22 protein-coding genes are annotated in these 23,898 nt (G+C 42.2%); 17 read left to right on the top strand and 5 right to left on the bottom strand.

Annotated features, from left to right (window positions below; translation table 11 throughout):
* The first annotated feature begins 7 nt into the window (after positions 1-7).
* The 4 genes from R2S08_RS26545 to R2S08_RS26530 all read left to right on the top strand — a co-directional run bounded on the left by R2S08_RS26545 (position 8) and on the right by R2S08_RS26530 (position 4,136).
* Positions 8-538: an OmpH family outer membrane protein gene (locus R2S08_RS26545; protein ID WP_316837959.1), complete on the top strand. Its 531-nt coding sequence runs from the start codon at positions 8-10 to the stop codon at positions 536-538.
* A gap of 44 nt (positions 539-582) precedes the next feature.
* Positions 583-1,155 carry an OmpH family outer membrane protein gene (locus tag R2S08_RS26540; protein WP_316837958.1) on the top strand — a complete coding sequence of 191 codons (573 nt, stop codon included), beginning with the start codon at positions 583-585 and terminating at the stop codon, positions 1,153-1,155.
* A gap of 126 nt (positions 1,156-1,281) precedes the next feature.
* Positions 1,282-2,112 (top strand): glutamate racemase, encoded by an 831-nt coding sequence (gene murI / locus R2S08_RS26535; RefSeq protein WP_316837957.1) that lies wholly within the window; start codon positions 1,282-1,284, stop codon positions 2,110-2,112.
* A 122-nt stretch (positions 2,113-2,234) separates the two neighbouring features.
* Entirely contained in the window at positions 2,235-4,136 is a 1,902-nt protein-coding gene (locus R2S08_RS26530; RefSeq protein ID WP_316837956.1) for an amidophosphoribosyltransferase, read from the top strand.
* Positions 4,137-4,192: 56 nt separating this feature from the next.
* On the opposite strand, the gene R2S08_RS26525 is transcribed toward R2S08_RS26530, so the two are convergent.
* Positions 4,193-4,819 (bottom strand): LysE family translocator, encoded by a 627-nt coding sequence (locus R2S08_RS26525; protein WP_316837955.1) that lies wholly within the window; start codon positions 4,817-4,819, stop codon positions 4,193-4,195.
* 148 nt (positions 4,820-4,967) lie between these two features.
* Between R2S08_RS26525 and R2S08_RS26520 the strand changes: the two genes are divergently transcribed.
* The 5 genes from R2S08_RS26520 to R2S08_RS26500 all read left to right on the top strand — a co-directional run bounded on the left by R2S08_RS26520 (position 4,968) and on the right by R2S08_RS26500 (position 10,822).
* Complete coding sequence (locus tag R2S08_RS26520) at positions 4,968-6,398, top strand: MFS transporter (RefSeq protein ID WP_316837954.1); 1,431 nt, start codon at positions 4,968-4,970, stop codon at positions 6,396-6,398.
* Between the two features lie 94 nt (positions 6,399-6,492).
* Positions 6,493-6,939 (top strand): deoxycytidylate deaminase, encoded by a 447-nt coding sequence (locus R2S08_RS26515; protein WP_108554357.1) that lies wholly within the window; start codon positions 6,493-6,495, stop codon positions 6,937-6,939.
* Positions 6,940-6,949: 10 nt separating this feature from the next.
* Positions 6,950-8,479, top strand: coding sequence for a glutamine-hydrolyzing GMP synthase (gene guaA / locus R2S08_RS26510; protein WP_316837953.1), 1,530 nt, complete (start codon positions 6,950-6,952; stop codon positions 8,477-8,479).
* On the top strand, positions 8,436-9,662 hold the full coding sequence (locus R2S08_RS26505) for an ABC transporter substrate-binding protein (RefSeq protein ID WP_316837952.1): 1,227 nt from the start codon (positions 8,436-8,438) through the stop codon (positions 9,660-9,662). Before guaA ends, R2S08_RS26505 begins: the two co-directional genes overlap by 44 nt.
* Entirely contained in the window at positions 9,659-10,822 is a 1,164-nt protein-coding gene (locus R2S08_RS26500) for an RsmB/NOP family class I SAM-dependent RNA methyltransferase (protein WP_316837951.1), read from the top strand. The genes R2S08_RS26505 and R2S08_RS26500 overlap by 4 nt, the downstream gene beginning before the upstream one ends.
* A gap of 164 nt (positions 10,823-10,986) precedes the next feature.
* On the opposite strand, the gene R2S08_RS26495 is transcribed toward R2S08_RS26500, so the two are convergent.
* The 3 genes from R2S08_RS26495 to R2S08_RS26485 all read right to left on the bottom strand — a co-directional run bounded on the left by R2S08_RS26495 (position 10,987) and on the right by R2S08_RS26485 (position 15,518).
* Positions 10,987-11,556: a MarC family protein gene (locus R2S08_RS26495; RefSeq protein ID WP_316837950.1), complete on the bottom strand. Its 570-nt coding sequence runs from the start codon at positions 11,554-11,556 to the stop codon at positions 10,987-10,989.
* Positions 11,557-11,657: 101 nt separating this feature from the next.
* Positions 11,658-13,163, bottom strand: coding sequence for an amino acid permease (locus tag R2S08_RS26490; RefSeq protein ID WP_316837949.1), 1,506 nt, complete (start codon positions 13,161-13,163; stop codon positions 11,658-11,660).
* A gap of 153 nt (positions 13,164-13,316) precedes the next feature.
* Positions 13,317-15,518 carry a sodium-translocating pyrophosphatase gene (locus R2S08_RS26485; protein ID WP_316837948.1) on the bottom strand — a complete coding sequence of 734 codons (2,202 nt, stop codon included), beginning with the start codon at positions 15,516-15,518 and terminating at the stop codon, positions 13,317-13,319.
* A 202-nt stretch (positions 15,519-15,720) separates the two neighbouring features.
* Here R2S08_RS26485 and R2S08_RS26480 point away from each other — a divergent pair, with 202 nt between their 5' ends.
* Positions 15,721-17,169 (top strand): APC family permease, encoded by a 1,449-nt coding sequence (locus R2S08_RS26480; protein WP_316837947.1) that lies wholly within the window; start codon positions 15,721-15,723, stop codon positions 17,167-17,169.
* 3 nt (positions 17,170-17,172) lie between these two features.
* Here the strand turns inward: R2S08_RS26480 and R2S08_RS26475 are convergent, their stop codons facing one another.
* On the bottom strand, positions 17,173-17,994 hold the full coding sequence (locus R2S08_RS26475; protein WP_316837946.1) for an ATP-binding protein: 822 nt from the start codon (positions 17,992-17,994) through the stop codon (positions 17,173-17,175).
* Between the two features lie 185 nt (positions 17,995-18,179).
* Between R2S08_RS26475 and R2S08_RS26470 the strand changes: the two genes are divergently transcribed.
* From R2S08_RS26470 to R2S08_RS26440, 7 genes are all read left to right on the top strand, one after another.
* The gene (locus R2S08_RS26470; protein ID WP_316837945.1) at positions 18,180-18,809 is read left to right on the top strand and encodes a PIG-L deacetylase family protein; all 630 of its coding nucleotides are present in this window, start codon (positions 18,180-18,182) and stop codon (positions 18,807-18,809) included.
* On the top strand, positions 18,806-19,948 hold the full coding sequence (locus tag R2S08_RS26465) for a glycosyltransferase family 4 protein (RefSeq protein WP_316837944.1): 1,143 nt from the start codon (positions 18,806-18,808) through the stop codon (positions 19,946-19,948). The genes R2S08_RS26470 and R2S08_RS26465 overlap by 4 nt, the downstream gene beginning before the upstream one ends.
* Before the next feature lie 11 nt (positions 19,949-19,959).
* Positions 19,960-21,132, top strand: a complete 1,173-nt coding sequence (locus R2S08_RS26460) for a glycoside hydrolase 100 family protein (protein WP_316837943.1) — start codon at positions 19,960-19,962, stop codon at positions 21,130-21,132.
* Positions 21,133-21,231: 99 nt separating this feature from the next.
* Positions 21,232-21,873, top strand: coding sequence for an NAD(P)H-dependent oxidoreductase (locus R2S08_RS26455; protein ID WP_316837942.1), 642 nt, complete (start codon positions 21,232-21,234; stop codon positions 21,871-21,873).
* On the top strand, positions 21,845-22,135 hold the full coding sequence (locus R2S08_RS26450; protein WP_316837941.1) for a putative quinol monooxygenase: 291 nt from the start codon (positions 21,845-21,847) through the stop codon (positions 22,133-22,135). Before R2S08_RS26455 ends, R2S08_RS26450 begins: the two co-directional genes overlap by 29 nt.
* Before the next feature lie 167 nt (positions 22,136-22,302).
* On the top strand, positions 22,303-23,058 hold the full coding sequence (locus R2S08_RS26445) for a hypothetical protein (RefSeq protein ID WP_316837940.1): 756 nt from the start codon (positions 22,303-22,305) through the stop codon (positions 23,056-23,058).
* Positions 23,045-23,869 carry a formylglycine-generating enzyme family protein gene (locus R2S08_RS26440; RefSeq protein WP_316837939.1) on the top strand — a complete coding sequence of 275 codons (825 nt, stop codon included), beginning with the start codon at positions 23,045-23,047 and terminating at the stop codon, positions 23,867-23,869. Before R2S08_RS26445 ends, R2S08_RS26440 begins: the two co-directional genes overlap by 14 nt.
* Positions 23,870-23,898 lie beyond the last annotated feature (29 nt).

Genomic DNA, 23,898 nt, shown 5'->3' with positions numbered 1-23,898 from the left:
TAATTTTATGAAGAAATATGTTTTAATATGCTTCTTGCTTTTCACCGGTGTTGGTGCCTTTGCGCAGAAGTTTGCGTATGTGGATACAGAATATATACTCAAGCATTTGCCGGAGTATAAATCAGCTTTAAATCAGCTGAACGTGTTATCTCAGCAATGGCAACAACAGGTGGATAATAATTTCACCCAGATTGATAAAATGTATAAAGCTTATCAGGCAGATCAGGTATTACTGACAGATGATATGCGTAAGAGGAGAGAAAACGAAATTATTGAAAAGGAAAAAGCAGCTAAGGATTTCCAGCGCCAGAAGTTTGGTCCGGACGGAGATCTTTTCCAGTCAAGAGCGAAGCTTTTAAAACCTATCCAGGAGAAAGTAACTAAAACAGTTGCGGATCTGGCTAAAAGTAAATACATTGATTTTGTTTTTGACAAAAGCAGTGAAGCAACGATGATGATCTATGCCAGCAGCAGTTATGACCTGAGCAACGACATTATTATCAAACTTGGTTATAAGCCAGGAACGGTGATCAAATAACACACAAACATAAAATTTAAAACAATTAATAAGGAAAAATAGAAATGAGAAAGTTAATTAATGTATTCTTTGTAGCGGCGGGATTGTTGTTTACAGCTAATGTAGCAAATGCACAACAAAAGATAGGGCACTTAAATTCAGAGGCAATATTCGCTGTTATGCCTGAAGCAAAAGCTGCACAAAGTACACTTGAAACTCTTGCTAAAACAAAACAGGATGAAATCACTAAAATGCAGACTGAGTACCAAACAAAGTATGAAGCTGCTATAGCGAAACAAAAAACCTTAAGTGAAGCAAATAAAGATGTTGTAACTAAAGAACTTCAAACTATGGGTGAAGAGTTACAAGGAATGGAAAAACGCATCAACGATGCACGTGCAAAAGCTCAACAGGATGTAGCAACCAAACAAGGTGAATTGTTTGTTCCGATTAACCAGAAATTCGAAACTGCGGTTAAATCTGTAGCTAAGGAAAAAGGTTTGGCTTACGTATTCGATATTGCTTCTCAGCAAGGTGCCAACAACTTATTGTATTCTGAAGGTGGTGATGATGTGACTGCTGCAGTTAAAACTAAATTAGGTATTTCTGCTTCAGCTGTTCCAACTCCAAAGAAATAAACAGACAAACCATCATGAGTAGAAACCCATGATAGCTTCATCACCGATAAAAAACATTATTCTGTGATGAAAAATATTTAAATTGGCGGACCTGAGGAATATTCCTCAGGTCCGCTTTTTTTGCAAATGAACAAAACAAATTCAATAGGGGTATTTGACTCTGGTTATGGAGGCTTAACGGTTTTTAAATCCATTATAAAGGAACTCCCTGAATATAATTATATCTATCTTGGAGATAATGCCCGTGCACCTTACGGAGATCATTCCTTTGAAACCGTTTATGAATATACGCTTGAATGTGTAGAATGGCTTTTTGCCCAGGGCTGTCCCTTGGTCATCCTGGCTTGTAATACAGCGTCTGCCAAAGCCCTGCGTACCATACAACAAAAAGTACTTCCAATAAAATATCCGAACCACAGGGTGCTTGGGGTAATCCGCCCAACAGCAGAAGTAATAGGTCATTATACCAAAAGTAATATTATCGGGGTTATGGGGACCCGAGGTACGGTGAATTCGAATTCTTATCCTATTGAGATCGAAAAATTTTATCCTAAATTAAAGGTGGTACAGCAAAGTTGTCCGATGCTGGTTCCTCTTATAGAAAATAATGAACACCTCACCTCCGGGGCTGATCATTTTATCCGTAAATATCTGGAGGAATTGCTTGGCAACGCACCAGATCTGGATTGTATTCTGTTGGCATGCACGCATTATCCCTTACTGATTCCAAAACTTGAACGATTGCTTCCTAAGAAGATCTCCCTGATTTCGCAGGGTGAGATCGTTTCTGCGAGCCTGGCTCAGTACCTGCATAACCATCCTGAAATTGCCGGTAAAATCGGGCAACAAGGACAACGGTTATTCTATACCTCAGGAGATACTACTGTTTTTGATACGAATGCATCCTTATTTTTCGAACAAACAGTGCAGTCTAAACAAGTGCACCTTCTGCGTTAGGGCTTGCCTCATAGCTTGTATTGTGCTGTTAGTCAGAGAATAGTAAATCCGGCGAAAGATTCTACTTCTTTCTAGGTTCTGAGTTTTATAAACGGTAAATTTGCGGCTCAAAACACACATCAATGAGTGACCAGATAAAACACGAGTGCGGAATTGCTTTTATCCGTCTTTTGAAACCCCTATCTTATTATCAGGAAAAGTATGGAACAGCCTTATACGGTTTAAATAAGCTGTACCTGCTGATGGAAAAACAACACAACCGTGGTCAGGACGGTGCAGGTATTGCCACCATCAAACTGGATGTAAAACCAGGTCATCGGTACATCAGCCGTTATCGTTCCATGGCACAGAATGCCGTTGCAGATATCTTTGGATATGTGCAAAGTAAATTTGTGGACATTCAGAACGAAACACCGGAACTGATGAAAGACACAGAGTGGCTGAAAGCAAATGTCAGCTTTATCGGGGAGGTGCTGATGGGACACCTTCGCTATGGTACACACGGACAAAATAGCATAGAAAATTGCCACCCGTTTTTGCGCCAGAACAACTGGATGACAAGAAATCTGGTGATTGCCGGTAACTTCAATATGACCAATGTAGATGAATTATTGGAACAGCTGTACGAGCTTGGACAACATCCAAAGGAAAAGGCAGATACAGTTACTGTACTGGAAAAGATCGGACACTTTTTAGATGATGAAAACCAGGAATTATTTGATGCGTATAAAAAAGAAGGATTTGATAACGTAGAGATCACGCACAAAATATCTGATGGATTAAATATTGCCAATATACTTCGCCGCTCTGCGAAAACCTGGGATGGGGGATATGCCATTTCAGGAATAGTTGGAAACGGAGATGCTTTCTTTATGCGTGATCCGGCTGGTATCCGTCCTGCATTTTACTATGTTGATGATGAAATTGTGGTTGCAGCTTCGGAGCGCCCGGCAATTCAAACAGCTTTTAACATTGCACTGAAAGATGTTAAAGAAATTGAGCCCGGACATGCACTGATTGTAAAAAAAGACGGAACAGTAACTCAGGAAATGTTCAGGGAGCCCCTGGAAAAAAGAGCCTGTTCTTTTGAAAGGATTTATTTTTCAAGAGGATCAGATGCCGATATCTATAAAGAGAGAAAACACCTTGGAAGCCTGCTTTGCAAACAAATCTTAAAAGCGGTAGATGGGGACCTTAAAAATACCGTGTTTTCTTTTATCCCTAATACAGCAGAAGTTTCCTTTTATGGAATGGTGGAGGGAATTCATGGACATATCCGTCAGCTGCAGAAAGATGCTTTGCTGGGACGGAAGGAACCAATGAATGACCAGGAACTGGATGAACTATTGTCTTTGAGCCCAAGGGTAGAGAAACTGGCCATCAAAGATGTTAAGTTAAGAACATTTATTACACAGGATGCCGACCGTCAGGATATGGTGGCACACGTATATGATACCACTTACGGGTTGATCAAAAATCATACGGACACGCTGGTAGCCGTAGATGATTCTATTGTAAGGGGAACTACACTTAAACAAAGTATTATCAAGATCATTGACAGGCTTCACCCTAAAAAGATCATCATTGTTTCTTCAGCGCCACAGATCCGTTATCCGGATTGCTACGGTATCGATATGTCTAAGATGGGGCAGTTCGTTGCTTTTGAAGCGGCCATACAGCTGTTACATGAGAGAGGCTTAAAACATATTATTGATGAAGTTTATGAGAAATGTAAAGCTTCCCTATTGTTGCCTAAAGAAGAGATTGTAAATCATGTGAAGGATATCTATCGTCCTTTTACACAGGAAGAGATCTCAGCGCAGATTACGAAGATCATTACACCAAAGGATACAGTTGCTGAAGTAGAGGTGATTTATCAGACTCTGGACAACTTACATGTAGCTTGTCCAAATCATACTGGTGACTGGTACTTCTCGGGGAACTATCCGACTCCGGGAGGAAACAAAGTCGTAAACAAAGCATTTGTAAACTGGAAAGAAGGAAGCAACCAGAGAGCTTACTAAGCGACTCTGATAGATAAAAACTAAAGCCCTTGTCTGATTTCAGGCAAGGGCTTTTTTTATCTGTAATATTTCAGGATCACTTCAACAAACAACCTGATGGCAAAGATAATGATCACCCCTCCAGCAATGCGGTTTAGGGTTTGGATAGACTTTTCTTTGATCTTGTACCTCAGTTTTGCTGCATAATAGGTCTTTATAGAATCCATGGAAAGTTGTGTAGCCATGGCGATGATAAAGAAGACAATCTTCTCGTTCATATCATAATGCAATTGTACGGAAACAATTCCGCCAACCATGATCCAGAACATTAGGGTAGTTGGCGACAGCAGGCACATCAGGAAACCTTTGATAATATAACCCCGTTTCCGGATTTTGATCTTTTCATCAATTTCGTAATTGACCTTTACTTTCTTAATCAGATAATATAGGCCAATACCCAATAGGAAGAGCCCGCCAATAATACCTATATACTGATTGTATTTTGAATTGTAATCTACAAATTGCGAACTGAAAATGGTGGCGCTGATGAATACGATGTCACTTAGTATAACGCCAATGGCTAAAGAAAATCCCGCTTTAAATCCCTTCTCAATACTTGTTTTAATCATGGAGAAGAATACAGGCCCCGTTAAAAACGAAAATAAAACCCCTGCACCTATCCCTTGTAATATTGCTTCAAACATCTAACCTAAACGTATTTTTATGCAATATGCAATTTTATACCTTAAATACGCCTATTTTTTTACTAGTTTTAGCGTGTAAACAATACACTTTGGTATACAACAATTTTTATTTAAGTTTAGCGCTTAAAACTTTTCACTAACCATAAACATGGAACAACAAACACAGACCAAATGGGGGCAGTTCATACCCCTCGTCACGGTATTCTTTTTTTGGGGCTTTGTAGCCGCCAGTAATGACATTTTAATTCCCGTTTTCAAAAAAGCCTTTGACCTTACCCAAAGCCAAAGTCAATGGGTGTCATTAGCCTTTTACATTGCGTATACTGTGGGCTCATTAATCTATAATGCAGTTTCGGTTCTTATGAAACAAGATCTTGTCAATAAGATCGGTTACAAAAATTCATTGGCATTAGGTCTGGTTATTTCTGCTGTAGGAACTTTATTGTTCTATCCTGCCGCGAACTTAGGCTCATTTCCGCTGATGTTGTCTGGTCTGTTCATTGTTGCCCTTGGGTTCTCCCTGCAGCAAACAGTTGCAAATCCACTTGCTATCGCTTTAGGTCCGATTACAACAGGTTCACAGCGTTTAACGCTTGCCGGAGGGATCAATAATTTTGGTACAACAATAGGCCCCCTGATTGTGAGTTTTGCTATTTTTGGTTCTCTGTCCAGCGCAAGCGAAAACGTAAGTATAGAAAGCGTTAAAGTGCCTTATCTGATCTTAGGTGTTGCATTTATTGTGGTAGCCATATTCCTGAAACTATCTTCTTTACCCGACAGGCCAACTTTGGTTGAGGCTAAAGTAGAGGATTCAAGTATGAAAGGCTCAGCTTTAAAATACCCTCAACTGGTATTAGGAATGGTTGCAATCTTCGTTTATGTAGGTGTTGAAGTATCAACAGCCAGTAATCTTCCTGCTTATATGGAAAGAGATCTTGGATTTGCGATTAAAGATATTGCACCCTATGTATCCCTGTATTGGGCAAGTATGATGATCGGTAGATGGACCGGGGCGGTAGAGGCTTTCACAGATAATGTAGGAACCCAGAAAATATTGAGATTTATTGCTCCTTATTTAGCTTTTGCGATTTTCTTAGGGGTGAATGCGATGTTTCATCATGACCTGGCACCGTTCTATGTGTACGGATTAATTATTCTGGTATTGATCATTGCAGATATGGCCAGTAAAGGAAATCCGGCCAGGATGCTTCTTATATTCTCGTTTATTGGCATTACAGCCCTGTTGATCGGTATGTTTACCAAAGGCATGGTGAGTGTATATGCATTTACCAGTGTAGGATTATTCTGCAGTACTTTATGGCCTTGTATCTTTACTTTAGCCGTAAGTGGATTAGGCAAAAACACCAGCCAGGGCAGTAGCTTCCTGATCATGATGATCATGGGTGGAGGTATCATCAGTTGGATCCAAGGTTATGTATCCGAATTCACCGGCATCCAGTATAGTTATGTTGTAGGTATCATATGTTTTTCTTACCTGGCATTTTATGCCTGGAGGGTAAGTGGAATCCTGAGATCGCAGGGCATCAGTTTCGATAAGAAACTTTCCGGCGGACATTAAAGGAATAAAACAATCAAGAAATCCTTCCCTGAATAAATAAGGGAGGGATTTTTTTTCGCCTATATTTGCATCCGTTTTAATTGAAATGCAGCCCATGAAGAAAGGATTTAAAGATATATTTATGCACCTGGCCACAGATCTGTCTGCCCGTTCACATTGTGTCAGGGCTCAGGTAGGCGCTGTCCTGACCAAAGATACCCGGATCATCTCTATAGGCTATAATGGCCCTCCTTCGGGGACACATAACTGTGATGAGGAATGGCCGGAAACCGGTTGCGACAGAGACTCCAGAGGCAGTTGCTCCCTGGCACTGCATGCAGAAGAAAATGCCATCCTGTTTGCCACCAAAAATGGTTCTAATATTGAAGGCGGAACATTGTACACCACATTATCCCCCTGCATAGCCTGTGCACGTTTAATCCTCTCCTCAGGCATTAAAGTAGTGGTCTATAAAGACTCCTATGCAGAGTATAAAGGACTTCCGAGTGATGAGGGGGTTGATTTCTTAAAAAGATTCGGTGTAGAAGTGAATAAATACTAACTTTGTGTCCATGCTAGAAAAAATCATAATTCTCGATTTTGGATCCCAATATACACAGTTAATTGCACGCAGAGTTCGCGAATTAAACGTTTATTGCGAAATATATCCTTTCAATAACATTCCAGAGTTTTCATCAGACGTAAAAGGTGTTATCTTTTCCGGTAGTCCTTACTCAGTACGCCAGGAAGATGCTCCTCAAATTGATCTGTCCAGATTCCATAAAAACTACCCGGTGCTGGCGGTTTGTTATGGAGCTCAGTACATTGCTCAGCAATCCGGAGGGGAAGTTCAGGCTTCTTCTACAAGGGAATACGGAAGGGCAAATCTGAATTATGTAGCTAAAGGAAACCCACTGTTTAAAAATATTTCCTCAGATTCTCAGGTGTGGATGTCCCATGGAGATACCATCACTGTTGTTCCTGAAGATTTTGAACTGATTGCCAGTACAGACAGTGTAAGGGTTGCTGCCTTCCAGGTTAAAAATACCGAGACATATGCAATTCAGTTCCACCCGGAAGTAACCCACAGTTTGGATGGCAAGCAATTGCTTCAAAACTTCTTGGTTGATATCTGTGGATGTCATCAGCAATGGACACCGGATGCCTTTGTAGAAACGACTATAGCCGACCTTCAGGCAAAATTAGGAAATGATAAGGTCGTACTTGCCCTTTCCGGAGGTGTAGATTCCAGTGTTGCTGCGATCCTGTTGCACAAGGCCATCGGGAAAAATCTGCATTGTATTTTTGTTGATAATGGTTTGCTTCGTAAAGGAGAATATGATGCCGTTCTGGAACAATACAAACATTTAGGGCTGAACATTAAAGGTGTAGATGCCAAAGACCGCTTTTTAAGCCAGCTGGCAGGTGTTAAAGATCCGGAATTGAAACGCAAAGCTATTGGCCGCGTATTTATTGAGGTTTTTGACGATGAAGCGCATTTGGTGCAGGATGTTAAATGGCTGGCACAAGGGACTATTTATCCCGACGTGATCGAATCCGTTTCTGTTAAAGGACCTTCAGCAACAATAAAATCGCATCACAATGTTGGCGGACTACCAGACTTTATGAAGTTAAAGGTGGTAGAACCATTGAATACACTATTTAAAGACGAAGTAAGAAGAGTAGGACGTTCATTAGGTCTGGAAGATTTTATTATTGGCCGTCACCCTTTCCCTGGTCCGGGGCTTGCCATCAGGATCCTTGGAGAAGTAACAGCCGACAAAGTAGCGATCCTTCAGGAAGCCGACGCTATCTATATCAATAACCTTAAAGAAGCCGGCCTTTACGATAAAGTTTGGCAGGCCGGAGCCATCTTCTTACCTGTACAATCTGTTGGGGTAATGGGAGATGAGCGTACCTATGAGCATGTAATTTGTCTCAGGGCTGTAGAATCTGTTGATGGAATGACCGCTGACTGGTGTCATCTTCCATACAATATACTCGCTAAAATTTCTAATGAAATCATTAACAAAGTAAAAGGAATAAATAGGGTAGTATATGATATTAGTTCAAAACCACCGGCTACGATTGAGTGGGAGTAAATATTTCCTATTGATCCTTCTTGGGCTGTACCTTTCTTCCTGTTCGAAAAAGGTACGGCCCAATAAGAATAAAGTCACTGCCGAAGTCAAAAAAGAAGAAGAGAAACCCGCTAAGAAATTTACACAAGCGAGTATCTCTTTGCTCGTGCCGTTTAAACTGAATGAGTTCAAGCCAAAAACGGAAAGTAAAGCCGATATAGAGCGATATGCAATGGCCATTGATTTCTATCAGGGCTTTAAAATGGGGATTGACTCCGCGGCTGCTGCAGGCTTAAATTTCAAAGTGAATGTCTATGATACCCGCGATGACAATGACCAGCTGAACCGCTTGTTCAATACCGGAAGTTTATTGGAAAACAACCTGATTATTGGACCTGTGTTTCCGGATGGGCTTAAAGCGATGGCAGCCTATTCCATTGCACATCAATTGCCTGTCGTCTCTCCATTGGCAGCGACACAACCCTCAGAGTTTGGAAACCCGAACCTCATTTCCATCGTCAATAATATTGACCTTCATGCCAAGAAAATGGGCAACTTTATTGTCAGGAAATATGACCCGGCAAATACGGTAGTGATATTGATCAATGCCAGGAAGAATGGAGATGAAACCCTGGGAGAACCGCTACGGGAATACTTTGTTTCACAAAAAGCCAGCAAGTTTAAATTCGAAGAATATGCTTCCGTTTTTACCATGGAAACAAAAGCTGTAAAGACTAAGAAATATGTGGTCATGCTGAGTTCATCTGATCGCAAGTTTGTGGCAGCAAGTATAGATAAACTGGTGAAAATGAAAAAAGCTGGTTTTGATATCGATCTTTTTGGCCATCCTGACTGGGTGAAACAAAATTATACAACAGAAAAGCTGCAACTCCTCAATACCGTAATCAGTTCTTCTTATAAAGTAAATTACAAGAGCCCGGTAGTTATTGACTTTGTGAAAAAATACCGAAAGACATTTAGTTTTGAACCGAGTGAGTATTCTTTTAAAGGCTTTGATATTGGTTATTTCTTTGGAAAACAGTTGTCTGAACATGGTGAAAATTACTTGAAATATTTAACCAGAGAAAGATATAAAGGCCTGCATAATTCTTTTAATTTTATCCATGACCCTCAATACGGGTATATTAATACCAGCCTGATGCTTTTAAAGTATAAGGACTACGATTTAAACATAATAGAATGAGATTAGAGCACCAGATCAAAGCTTTTGAGCTGATCTTGAAAAGCTATGACGGCGCTTTGCCGCTGCACCGGTTTTTAGTGGGACATTTTAAAAAGTATAAGCAAATGGGCTCTTCTGACAGGCGTTGGGCCAGCCGGTACATGTATAGTTTTTATCGTTTGGGTAAAGCCTTACCCGCAGAAAATACATTGCAACGTCTTGCTGTTGCCGATTTTTTATGCAACAATACCAGCAGTTTGATGATTGAGGCCCATTTGCCACACTTTGCCGAGCAGGTGGAACTTCCTGTTCCGGCCAAACTTGCGCTGGTTGGTGATGCATATCCTGCGTTCCAGCTCGAAGAGGTATTTCCTTTTTCTGGTTTGCTTTCTGAGGAAATTGATACAGAAGCCTTTTTACAGTCTTTTTTTATCCAGCCGGACTTGTTCATCAGGATACAGCAAAATCGTTCTCTAGAGATTCTAAATGCCCTAAAAGCAGCAAATGTAGTGGTACATGATATCGATGGAAAGACATTTGGACTTCCGAACGGCACTAAACTGGACCAGGTATTATCCAATCAGGGCGCCTATCAGGTACAAGATCTGTCTTCTCAGAAAACCGGTGCCTTTTTCGAGCCTCAAAAATATGATTACTGGTGGGATTGCTGTGCAGCTTCTGGTGGAAAATCTCTTTTGTTGCATGATCTGGAACCAAAGATTGAACTGTTGGTCAGTGATGTACGGGAAAACAGCCTGCGCAATCTGGACGAACGTTTTCAAACAGCCGGATTGAAAAAATATCAGAAAAAGGTACTTGACCTGCTTCAGAATAATGATCAGGAATTACATCACTATGCTTTTGACGGGATCATTCTGGATGCCCCATGCTCGGGTTCGGGTACCTGGGGACGGACACCGGAAATGCTTACAACATTCGAAGAGCATAAAATAGCCTACTTTAACAAACTGCAAAAAAGTATTGCTGCAGGTGTTGTCAAATACCTAAAGGAGGGGAAACCTTTAATTTACATCACATGTTCCGTTTTTAAACAGGAAAACGAAGAGGTGGTGGATTACCTGCAAAAAGAACTAGGCCTGAGCCTGGAACGTATGGAGGTCATCAAAGGTTATCAGGATAAGGCCGATACCATGTTTGCTGCCAGGCTGATCAAAAACTAATCCCTTTTGTTATGGGGCTGAGGATGCAGCCAATGCCGCACACCGTCCTTCAGATGTCTAAGGGCTTCAATACAGACGGCCAGCAGGCCAATAATCAACGTATATTGTTCAAAGCTGTTCATATACTTATTACTTAACTATAAGACGCGATCCTGCAGGAAAAGTTACAGGTGGGTATTACTTCTGAACAATTTAATGGCAATGGCCAGTAAGATAATTCCAAAGGCCTTTCTTAAGACATTCAGCCCGGATTTACCAAATAGCTTTTCCAGTCTTTCTGTATTTTTCAAAACAAAATAAACGAAGATCATATTGATCATAATCCCAACAATAATATTTTGGGTAGCATATTCTGTTTTTAAGGAAAGCAAGGTCGTCATAGTTCCTGCGCCGGCAATTAAAGGAAAAGCCAATGGCACAATGGATACGGTTTCAGGAGCATCTCCTTCTTTAAATATCGTCAGGCCGAGAACCATTTCCATGGCAATAAAGAAGATCACAAAAGAACCTGCAATGGCAAAGGACTCCACATCCAGTCCAATGACTTTCAGTAAAGTTTCTCCGGCAAACAAGAAAATGATCATCAATACTGCGGCAACAATGGTCGCCTTTTCAGACTGGATATGTCCGGCCTTTCTGCGGAGTTCAATCACTACAGGAATAGCACCTAAAATGTCAATGATGGCAAACAGGACCATAGAGGTGGAGAGGATTTGGCGTAGGTTGAATTCCATAGCAGCGAATTTAGATTACAAAGCTAAGCAATAAATGTTGATAAAATAAAAGAGGCCACTGTAACCAGTAGCCTCTTTTATTTTATCAAATGAACGCGATTTTATTTCTGTAACTTTTGATTCTTACGTACTATAGAGTGCTTTACACTATAAGCAAAGTAAATGATAAAGCCCAAAACCATCCAGATCATTAGACGCTCCCAATTATGCCTACCCAAACCAATCATCATCAGTATACAAACTGCTGCCCCGAGGATAGGAACAACTGGCATAAAAGGAGTTTTAAATGGTCTTTCCCTGTTGGGATCCGTTTTACGGAGAACAATTACTCCAATACACACCAGTGTAAATGCAAATAAAGTTCCAATACTGGTCATGTCTCCAACAACATCTCCTGGTACAAATGCCGCAAATAAACCCACAAAAACAAGGAAAATAAGATTTGATTTGTAAGGTGTCTTGAATTTAGGGTGAACTGCAGAGAACATTTTTGGAACCAATCCATCTTTAGACATAGAGAAAAACACTCTTGACTGCCCTAAAAGCATCACCAGAATCACAGAAGAAAAACCAGCCAGGATAGCTACAGTGACCAGAGTAGACAGCCAGTGATAGTTGTGCATATACTTTTCAATAGCGTAAGCTACAGAAGCCTCTTTACCAGCCCCGGCGAACTCTGTATAGTTAGCAACACCAGTGATCACGTGACCAAATAATACATACAATACAGTACAAATCGCAAGTGAAATCAGAATTCCCGCAGGCATGTCTTTTTTTGGATTTTTAGCTTCCTGAGCAGCAGTAGATACTGCATCAAAGCCAATAAAAGCAAAGAATACAACACCTGCACCTGCAATAATTCCAGACCAGCCAAATTTCCCAAAACTATGTGTAAAGAAGTCAAAGAAGCCCTCCTGTCCTTTTAAAAATTTCACTTCGCCTTCATTCACAGGGATATAAGGTGTATGATTCGCAGGATTCATAAAGCCCCAGCCAATAGCTATAAAAGCAATTACGATAGCTACTTTTAAAATAACAATAATTCCGTTTAGGGTAGCCGATTCTTGTGTTCCTCTAATGAGAACAAAAGTCAATAGACACACAATAAACAGGGCTGGAAGATTGATGATTCCACTAATTCCATCAGGCGAGGTTTGAAAAGGAGAATGGCATAAGGCATAAGGTACAGAACAACCAAAATTCTCCAGTAATTTGTTAAGATATTCAGACCAGGCAATAGATACCGTGGCTGCGCCAAGTGCATATTCCAAGACTAAATCCCAACCTATAATCCAGGCCACCACTTCTCCCATTGTAGCGTAAGAATAAGTATATGCACTTCCTGCTATCGGGATCATTGAAGCAAATTCTGCATAGCATAAACCGGCAAGTCCGCAACCTACAGCTGCAAGAATAAAGGATAAGGTTACTGCCGGGCCTGCATGGTCTGCCGCTGCGGCAGCTGTTCTTACAAATAGCCCCGCACCAATAATGGCACCAATACCCAGAGCGACGAGATTGCCAACACCAAGCGTCCGCTTCAGAGTGCCTTCACCGCTCTCATTAGATTCCTTAATCAGGGAGTCTATAGATTTTTTAAATAACATAGTTTGAGGTTTAGTTTAAGTGTTTTTTATGAATGTAGGTTGAATGTAAAATTATATCCGTTCCAAACCTAGTTAAAAAACTCTAAAAAGAAAAGGGATTTTCATCTGAAAATCCCTTTTTAACGGTAACAATGATAATGGTTTAAACGACCTTTAAGGTTTTATATGGATTGTTTTTACCGTCTCCGTTTTCTTAATCAGTTTAGCCTGAGCGTTGCTTCCGGTGCCTACAGCGATATGAGGGGCAATGATCAGGGATACAATAGACATCAACTTGATCAGGATATTCATAGAAGGACCGGAGGTATCCTTAAAAGGATCTCCAACAGTATCCCCGGTTACAGAAGCTTTATGTGCATCTGATCCTTTATATTGCATGGTGCCATTGATCATCGCTCCTTTTTCAAAAGACTTTTTAGCATTGTCCCAGGCACCTCCGGCATTGGACTGAAAGATACCCATCAATACCCCCGATACGGTAACACCCGCCAGTAGTCCACCTAAAACTTCAGGACCAAAAGTAAAACCTACAATTAATGGAACGACCAGGGCAATTGCACCCGGCAACATCATTTCCCGAATAGAAGCATTGGTAGAAATGGCTACACATTTTTCGTATTCCGGTTTAGCTTTGTATTCCATAATGCCCGGAATTTCCTTAAACTGTCTTCTTACTTCCTGTACCATGGCCATGGCTGCACGGCCAACTGCAGAAATACAAAGTGAAGAAAATATAAAGGGGATCATGCCGCCTACAAACAGACCTGCAAGTACATTGGCTTTATAAATGTCAATAGAAGTGATTCCCGAAATCCCTGCAAAGGCAGCGAATAAAGCCAGGGAAGTTAAAGCTGCAGAAGCAATAGCAAAGCCTTTACCCGTAGCAGCAGTTGTATTTCCTACCGCATCCAGATTGTCTGTACGCTCACGTACCTCTTTAGGCAGACCACTCATTTCCGCAATACCACCAGCGTTATCTGCTATCGGTCCAAAAGCATCAATAGCCAGTTGCATCGCTGTTGTGGCCATCATTCCGGCTGCAGCAATTGCTACACCGTAGAATCCTGCAAAATAGTAAGAACCGTAAATTCCGGAGGCCAATACAAGAATAGGCAATACCGTAGACTCCATACCCACAGACAAACCCCCAATGATATTCGTGGCATGACCGGTAGAAGACTGATTAATGATGGATTGCACAGGACGTTTCCCCATAGCAGTATAGTACTCTGTGATCAAACTCATCAGTGTTCCAACCACCAGACCTACCACTATAGAATAATATACTGCAGATGCAGTAAACTCAAAGCCCCGGATAGACATATGCTCCGGCAGCATCCAATGTACGGCAAAATAGGCTGCAATAGCTGTTAAAAGAATAGACAACCAGTTTCCAATATTTAAAGCATTTTGAACGCTATCGGTTTCTTTGCTGATCTTTACAAACCAGGAAGAAACAATAGAAAAGATTAATCCCAGACCGGCAATCAACATCGGCAGCAGGATGGGCGCCATACCTCCAAACTGGTCTTCTGATTTAATTTCCTGCCCCAAAACCATCGTGGCCAAAATGGTGGCCACATAAGAGCCAAAAAGATCGGCACCCATACCGGCAACATCACCCACATTGTCGCCCACATTATCTGCAATGGTTGCCGGGTTCCTCACATCATCTTCAGGAATTCCGGCTTCTACTTTACCCACCAGGTCAGCACCAACATCGGCAGCTTTGGTATAAATTCCGCCGCCAACCCTGGCAAAAAGCGCTATACTTTCTGCACCTAAAGAAAAGCCGGCAAGTACTTCAATAGTTTTTTTCATGTCTACGCCCGAAGCGAGGCTCCCTGCGGGTACAAAACTGGAATACAAAACAATAAATAAGCCTCCAAGACCAAAAATGGCTAAGCCTGCAACGCCGAAGCCCATCACGGTACCGCCAGTAAAAGATACTTTCAAGGCCTTGGCCAGGCTGGTTCGGGCTGCCTGGGTCGTCCTCACATTGGCCTTGGTCGCAATACGCATGCCCAGATAACCAGCAAAAGCTGAAAATACAGCTCCAATTAAAAAAGCAACCGCAATGACCGGGCTGGAATGAATAGGGGCCTCGGCGCTGCCGGTCATGGTTCCGGACCAGGCCAATAGGGCACCGGCAATAATTACAAAATAGGTCAGTACTTTCCATTCCGCCTTTAAAAAGGCCATGGCTCCGTCGGCAATGTGGCCGGCAAGTTCGGTCATCGTCGCATCTCCTGCGTCCTGTTTACTTACCCAGGCACTTTGGATGGCCATAACCAGGATTCCTACCAGTCCGAAGACTGGTATCATGTAAATAAGATTGTTTTGTAGAAACTCCATAAATTATTTGTATTTGGTTAGATTGGTGATATGCGTTTGGTAATCAGCTTGCTTGACTCTAGCTAATATATACAAAAATAAAAGTGTTTCCCATATTCGCAAATTTTTAATCCCCTGTTTAATCGAGGTGTTTTATTATTCAAATTTTTAAATATCTTAGTGCAGACCAACAGGGAAACCAAAACCAACCAAAACCAAACCAATGGAAAAAGATACACAGGGGCATTCTTTTAAAAGAGAACTAGGACTGCTCGATGGAACTATGCTCGTTGTAGGCTCCATGATCGGCTCAGGAATTTTTATTGTGAGTGCCGATATTGCCAGACAAGTCGGTTCGGCCGGATGGCTGATCCTGATCTGGGTCGCTACCGCATTGATTACAATGACCGCTGCCGTAAGCTATGGAGAACTGAGTGCCATGTTTCCCAAAGCGGGAGGGCAGTATGTTTACCTCAAAGAAGCTTATAATAAGCTCATTGCTTTTTTATATGGCTGGAGTCTCTTTGGAGTGATCCAAACCGGAACTATTGCTGCGGTAGGTGTGGCCTTTTCTAAATTTACAGCCTATTTATACGAACCATTCAGTGAAAATAATATCCTCTGGCAAATTCAGACCGGGGTAAGTGACAAAGGCATCCCGGAACATTTTTCGATCAGTGCTGCCCAGCTCGTTTCCATCATCACGATCGTATTGTTAACTTATTTGAACAGCCGTGGGGTAAAAAACAGTAAGATCCTGCAAACGATACTTACAATTGTTAAAATTCTTTCTCTGTTCGGATTGATTGTTTTCGGTTTTACACTAGGTGCTAAAGCAGAAGTCTGGAACGCCAACTGGACCAATGCCTGGTCAACGCGTTCCTTCAGCCTGGAAACACTGCAATGGACCAATATTAGCGGAACTTTATTGCTCTCCGGTATTTCAGCCGCTATGGTGGGTTCTCTTTTCTCCAGTGATGCCTGGGCCGGTGTCACCTTTATCGCAGGTGAAATTAAAAGGCCGGAACGGAATGTTGGATTAAGTCTGTTCCTTGGAACCCTTATTGTCAGCATCATTTATATCCTGGCCAATGTAATGTATATAGCCGTATTGCCCCTGGATGAGATTACGACAGCAAAATCAGATCGTGTTGCCGTAGTGGCTGCGCAACATATTTTTGGACAAGCAGGAACCATTATTATTGCAGTGATGATTATGATCTCCACATTTGCCTGTAACAATGGGCTGATCATGGCCGGGGCAAGGGTCTATTATACCATGGCCAAGGACGGGCTGTTTTTTAAAAATGCAGCCAAACTGAATGGCAATGATGTACCAGGCTGGGCGCTTTGGGTACAGGGTATCTGGGCATCAGCTTTATGTTTAACAGGAAAATATGGAGATCTGCTGGATTTTGTTGTAATCATTGTACTGATTTTCTATATCCTGACCATATACGGTATCTTTATTTTACGTAAGAAAATGCCCGATGCAGAACGGCCTTATAAAGCCTTTGGCTACCCGGTTTTACCTTTCCTGTATATCATTGTTGCTTCTGCACTTTGTATTGCCTTGCTTATTTATAAGACCAATACCTGTGGCTGGGGCGTACTGATTATGCTGCTTGGCATTCCGGTGTATTATATGACGAGAGCAAAGGAAGAGGCTTAGTTTTTATTTCAGCTGGTAGGCCATCACGCTTTTTTTCCAAAAAGTTGGGATGTACAAAATCCGCTTTACCGGATCATAACCCAGGTCGGCTGTATTTTTCTTTGCTTCATGCGTGTCCAGTAAAAGCTCGTGCCGGCCATCGGCATATACATAATATACATAACCTCCCCAGGCTGTAAATAAGAAATCGCCGTTTCCGATAGGTTCAAGCCCGTCGCCACCATAAGGCAGTTCCGCAATTTTGGTTAGATGTTTATGTGCATCGGCTTTTAAAATGTTTTTACCACCAACAATGTAAAGATCATCGCCAATCGCCTTCAAGCCATTTACACCAGCAATGCTGTCCAGGTATAATTCAGGTATATCATTGCGGATGGCATAGATCCTTTTGGTACGGGAATCAGATACGTATACTATGCCTTTACTGTTCACCGTAATATCGTTCAGGAATTTAGTGTTCTCGATCGGGATCTTACGCAATACTTTCCCTTTTGCGATATCAATCACCACCACATCGGTCAAATCTGCTACATAAAGAGTATTTCCATAACGCGCCAATCCTTTAGGCGCGTTTAGGCCTTGTATCCAGTTGTGGTCCAGTATTTTTCCATTCAGGCCTATCTTTGCCACCCCTCCAATGCCGTCTTTATCATTCGGATTGTTCCCCATAATAGAAGTATACAGAATTTTAGCCTTGGTATCTGGCAAAACAGATTCAGGAAGATTGACAACACTGTCGGTTTCCCAGAGTTTAATAAGCCGGTGCTGGGCTTTTAAAGGTAAAGAAAGGCAGAACAAGGCTGCCAGGCTGAGGTATAATTTCATTTTCTTTAGTAAAGGTCTTTGTTAAAGGTAGCTGAATTCCAGGGAAAGAAGAAAAAATCATCCTTTAAACTACTCAGCCAATTTGGCTAAATGCTCTGTTCCCTGTACCAGAATTATAAATCGTATGCCAGGATAAACAATTTTGGCTTTAAAGGGTTTCATTCACAGGAGATTAATATAATGACATGATAAAAAAAGTGGCATTGATCGTAGCGCATCCAGACGATGAAACCCTGTGGGCCGGAGGCCTGGTCCTAAGTCATCCGGAGTGGGATTGGTTTGTGGCCTGTTTGTCCAGAAAATACGATGAGGACCGGGCACCTAAATTCTACAAAGTAATGGATGTTCTGGGGGCTTCAGGAATAATGGGCGATATGGAAGATGGTCCGGAACAATTTCCTCTTGTAGAAGAAGACGTGGAACAGCGCATCCTGGAGTTATTGCCTGAGCGGTTTTTCGATCTGATCATTACCCACGATTTAAATGGGGAATACACCAGACACCTCCGGCATGAGGAAACCAGCCGGGCAGTTTTGCAGCTCTGGACACAGGAAAGAATCTCTTCCAAAGCCTTGTGGACTTTTGCTTACGAAGATGGGCTCCGTTCCTATGCCCCGCAAGCCATCAAAGCAGCAGAATTGTATCACGTACTTCCGCACGAAATCTGGCAGCGTAAATACGACATCATGACCAGATTATATGGTTTTAACCCTTACAGCTGGGAAGCACAAGCTACACCAAAAGCCGAAGCCTTCTGGGAATTTACCGCACATACAGCTGCATTAAGCCGCCTCAATCTTATTGAAAAAAAATGAAAATACTCTTGCTATACGATTATCCAGCCTCACCCAGTGGTCTTGCTACCCAGGGAGAGCTCTTGTACCGGGGATTAAAAGAGTTAAATGTCGAAGTACACGCCGTGCACTTTGAATCACAACTGGAAAAAGAATGGTATTACCACTGGTTTAAGCCAGATGTGGTGGTGGGCATAGGTTATTGGGGGCATACGCCAAAAATTATACTCCATCCTCAGCAACATGGTATGCTGGCGGTGCCCTGGCTGGTTGCCGATGGGTATATCGCGAATTATCAGGAGGTTCTTAATGCCCTGCCCCTGATCCTGGTTACCTCTAACTGGGTAAAAGAAATGTATGTCAGAGATGGTATTTGTGCTGACAATATTCTGGTGCTGCCAGTGGGATGCGATACAGAAGCCTTTCAACCCCGGCTAAAAACAGACCCAAAAGTATTGGCGGCAAGAGCAGCGCTTGGTATCTCCCCCGATGAACTACTGATCCTGACAGTTGGCGGTGATGCCGCTTCAAAAGGAGGACGTGAGGTTATGCAAGCACTGGCAGAAATTAAGACACCCGTTCCCAGTTGGAAATACCTTTGCAAAGTGTGGCCTCAGCCGCGTACCGAACTACAGAATAGTTATGACCTCCAGCTTGCCGATGAGCTTGGGATAGGTACCAAAGTGAAATATGTAACCAATGTAATGTCTCGTCAGTTTGCCCCCTATTTACTGGCAGCCTGTGATATTTACGCGGCCCCATCCCGCCTGGAAGGTTTTGGTATGCTCCAGGTAGAAGCAGGTGCCTGCGGGAAACCCGTCATCGGCATTCATGCTATGGGGATGCTGGACACACTGGTACATGGAGAAACGGCTTTTCTGGCTGAAGTAGGAGAAAGAATTGTACTCCATGAAACCACTCTGGGATCAGAATCCGGGTTTGAAGAAAACCGGAAGGTCATTTTTGATGTACCCAGAACAGTAGACTACCGGGCAAATGTTCCGGATATACGTGATGGATTGGTAAAACTCCTGCTAAATGAAAACTTAAGGCAATCTATGGGAGAGGCGGGACGCAAAAGGGTAGTAGAACATTTCGATTACAGGGTTGTGGCTTCTAAATTTATCGCGCTCATCAAGGAAAGATTAGGCATTTATTAACCAGGATCATCATGGAAAAAGATTTTTTAGAAGAAGTGAAAGCAGCAAAACAAGCTGCGATAGAAGTTTTGATCAATAATGCAAAAGGTCCCTTTATGGGGCTTCCGCGCACAGCCGCCTGGGGATATCCGGAACCCTACACACGGGATTTGATGATCTCCATCCTGGGGATAGGTGTATCCGGAAATGCTTTGCTTCTGGAAAGCATGCGAAAAACCCTGCGGGTGTTGGCTTCCAATCAATCCTTGAGAGGGCATATACCTTCCCTGGTTCATGATGCAGAAGACCGCGGTGCAAGTGATACCACTCCATTGTTCCTGATGGCTACAGCCATTTTCAGAAAACTGACAGGAGAAAAGCATTTTTTAGAAGAGGCCGTGCAAAAGTCCCTGACCTGGATGGAATATCAATGCCCCTCAGATCAATATCTGGTTGCCCAACAGCCCACCAGCGACTGGAGGGACGAACAATGGGTACTTGGTTATGGTCTGTTTGTAAATACGCTAACCTACAGCTATCTAAAAATGCTTGGGCAGGAAGAACGTGCTGCAAACCTGTGCCGGGATATGAAACATTTTACCGTAGAAGGCCCGGTACACCACCACCGTGTACATGAGGGGCTGGTGGTAAAAAGCAAACCCTACTATGCCCTGTGGTCATATAAAGTCTATAGCAGTGCGAGGTTTGATCTGCTGGGCAACAGTATCGCAATTTTATCCGGCCTGGCCCCGCTTAGCCGGGCAAAAGAAATGATCTCCTGGATTGAGGGCGCCTGCGGCGAAATGAAAGACAGTGGTGATTTGTCAGTAGATGTAACGCCAAATTTCTTTCCCTTTATTCTTCCCAAAGATCCAGACTGGATTCCCCGGTATGCAGACTTTAACCTGCCCGGGAATTATCATAATGGTGGAATCTGGCCCTTTATTTCAGGATTTTATATTGCTGCGCTGGTGGCCGCTGGTAAATTTGAACTGGCGCGTAAAAAACTCTATGCCTTAACCATGCTCATCAAACAACCAGTCAATAAAAGCCTTAAATATGGATTTAATGAATGGTATAAAGCCCAGGACGGTTTACCTAAAGGGCAAGACTGGCAAACCTGGTCTGCAGCACTTTATCTATATGCCGCGACTTGCGTGGAGGAAAAGCGCACACCTTTCTTTGAGGAGATCAGGAGCTATTAGCTTTCTATCATAATTATAATAGAACACTATGATTTATACTATTATAATAGTAGTATAATGCGCTGTAACTTTGTGTCCATAAATCAGAAAGAAAATAAAATGGACATAAAAAAAATCTTTGTAATTAATGGCGGACAAAAGTTTGGTCATTCTGGTGGACGCTTTAACAAGACTTTATTAGATACCACAGTAGAATTTTTTAGCAGCCGGCCTGAATTTGAGATCCGGTCAACTGATGTCAATGAAGATTATGATCCTGCACAGGAAGTTGAAAACTATGTATGGGCAGACGTTGTTATTTACCATACACCGATTTGGTGGTTCCAGGTACCTCATGCTTTGAAAAAATACATTGATGTCGTTTTCACTGCAGGTCATCAAAAAGGCATTTACAACAGTGACGGAAGAAATTCGATCAATCCAGCCGTTAATTATGGTACCGGAGGTACCTTACATGGAAGGAAATATATGGTTACCTCTTCCTGGAATGCACCAGCCACAGCCTTTACTTTACCCGGAGAGTTTTTTAATGAACGGTCTGTTGACGACAGCATCCTGTTTGGTTTTCACCGTATGAATGCCTTTACCGGTATGAAGCCTTTGGAAGGCATTCATTTTCATGATGTGGAAAAGAATGCAGACATTGTAAATGATCTGAAAAGATACAAAGCACACTTAGAAGAATTTTTTATCAATCAATCTTTAGAACATCATGAGCGTATTCTTAACAGCAATTATTAAAAGTAAAACCGGGCAATCTGCAGCCATGAAAGAACTGCTACTGGAATTGGTAGCCGGTTCGAAAAGTGAGGCCGCCTGTTTGCAATATGACTTGCACCAAAGTACCGAAACTCCGGAAGTGTTTATTTTTCATGAGGAATGGGCAAGCCAGGAAGGTTTAGACCTTCACAATCACCAGCCTCATATTCAGGAATTTGTGCAGAATTCCGCAGACATCATAGATGGAACGGCAGTTATTTATAAAACGGAAAGGGTGGGATAACCTGATTAGGTGGCAAAAAGAAACGGGGATGCTGTCCGAAAACTGCATCCCCGCCATCTAATTAACGCTCTCAGTATATAAGACGTTTGAATCTCTTTTTTATTATATCCGGTGAAAAAATAAATCTTCTAAATTGATTAGATTTGAAACGCCTATTTAAAATAAGAATGAAAATACAAACCGTTAAATACTGCATATTAAGTATATTGTTACTCTTTTTGCTCCTGCCTTTCTCTCTTTTTGCGCAAGAGGAAGGAACATGGAAACAAGCCAGCCCCTCCAGTCAGGCCTATCATGAATATCGCCTGAAAAACACCATTCCGCCTTATGGCCTGGTAAAAATTAAAGCCCTGATTGCCCAGATCAAAGACGCTGAGGATGATTCCAAATCTTCCTTGAATCAAAAAGCCTATCTGGCACTGTCTTTAAATGAAAAGTTTACCTACCACATGATCCATGCGGAAAGCTATAGTCAAAACTGTGATGCTGTTCCACCAATCATAGATGAAGACAAAAAAATATTTGGGACACTTCCCGATGCCTTTAACGAATCGTCCTGGAGTGAAAGACAAGCAAATTTCCTGAAAAGCCAAAAGGATGCCGTGGTATCCTTAATTAAAGAATCGGTAAACAGGAGTAAAAGGGTAGGGCTCAATTATAAAACTGCCCTTGTAGAAATGAATGCGACAGAAACCATTCCTTTTCTGATAGAACAGTATAACCTGGACCATAAAGATTTTGACATTTTAACCGTTCTGATGCTGTTGATGAAAAATAACGAGTATAAGCCCTTTATGATGTCTACCTCTTTTATAAAACTGTACGGAGATAAAAGCGATGCACAAAGTTTTATCAATTACAATAAGGCCAATGAGGAGTTGATCATCAGCAGGGCAATGGCATTTTACAATGGCCGGAAGTAAAATACTGCTGTTTTGGTTTTTTAGTTTGCTGATGCAGCAGGCTATTGGGCAGCAGGATACCACTTTTGTGAAAATCGGGCAAGGCGACTATTCACTGGGAGGAAAGACACATCAGTTAAATCCGCTCCGAAAGGTACATCTCCAGACGTTTTCCATTGCAGCAACCGAATTGAACAACCATCAGTTTAAAGCTTTTGTCGAAGCCACACATTATATCACAGACGCCGAACGTTTGAAAAATGCCATGGTTTTTGAACCGGGGCTGGATGAATTCAAATGGCTCCAGGACAGTACAGCCTGCTGGAGATATCCCAATGGAAAGAGCCGCGGAGGTATTGAGGATAAAATGAAGCATCCGGTAACCAGCATCAGCTATAGTGATGCGCTTGCATATTGTGCCTGGGCAAAAGTCCGGCTGCCAAGCCTTGATGAATGGGAAGCCGCTTCCCGGGCCGGTGCTTCCACCCTTTATTTTTGGGGCAATGATGTTGGAAAAATCGGCGAATACGCCAACATCTGGCATGGCCGTAATCATAAAGTTGCTGATGCTTCAGATGGCTATCTGTACACTTCTCCCGTAGGTAGTTTTAAACCCAATGCCTATGGTTTGTATGACATGTATGGAAATGTATTCGAATTTTGCGAAGGTAGGTTAAAGACGGATCCCAAAGACCGCAAACTTGCCCATGCCAGAGGAGGTTCCTGGTGGTGCAGTAAAAATGCCTGTGGTTTCTTTAATTCCCTGGATATTGGGAGGGTAAGCCCTCACGCTTCCTTCAGCAACCAGGGGTTCCGGGTGGTTAAACTCTGAAGAAGCTAACCAGTCCCTGATAGACTATT

The organism is Pedobacter nutrimenti (genome assembly GCF_032678445.1).
GTDB classification, from domain to species: Bacteria; Bacteroidota; Bacteroidia; order Sphingobacteriales; family Sphingobacteriaceae; genus Pedobacter; species Pedobacter nutrimenti_A.
This window is presented reverse-complemented; position numbering and strand designations above follow the sequence as displayed.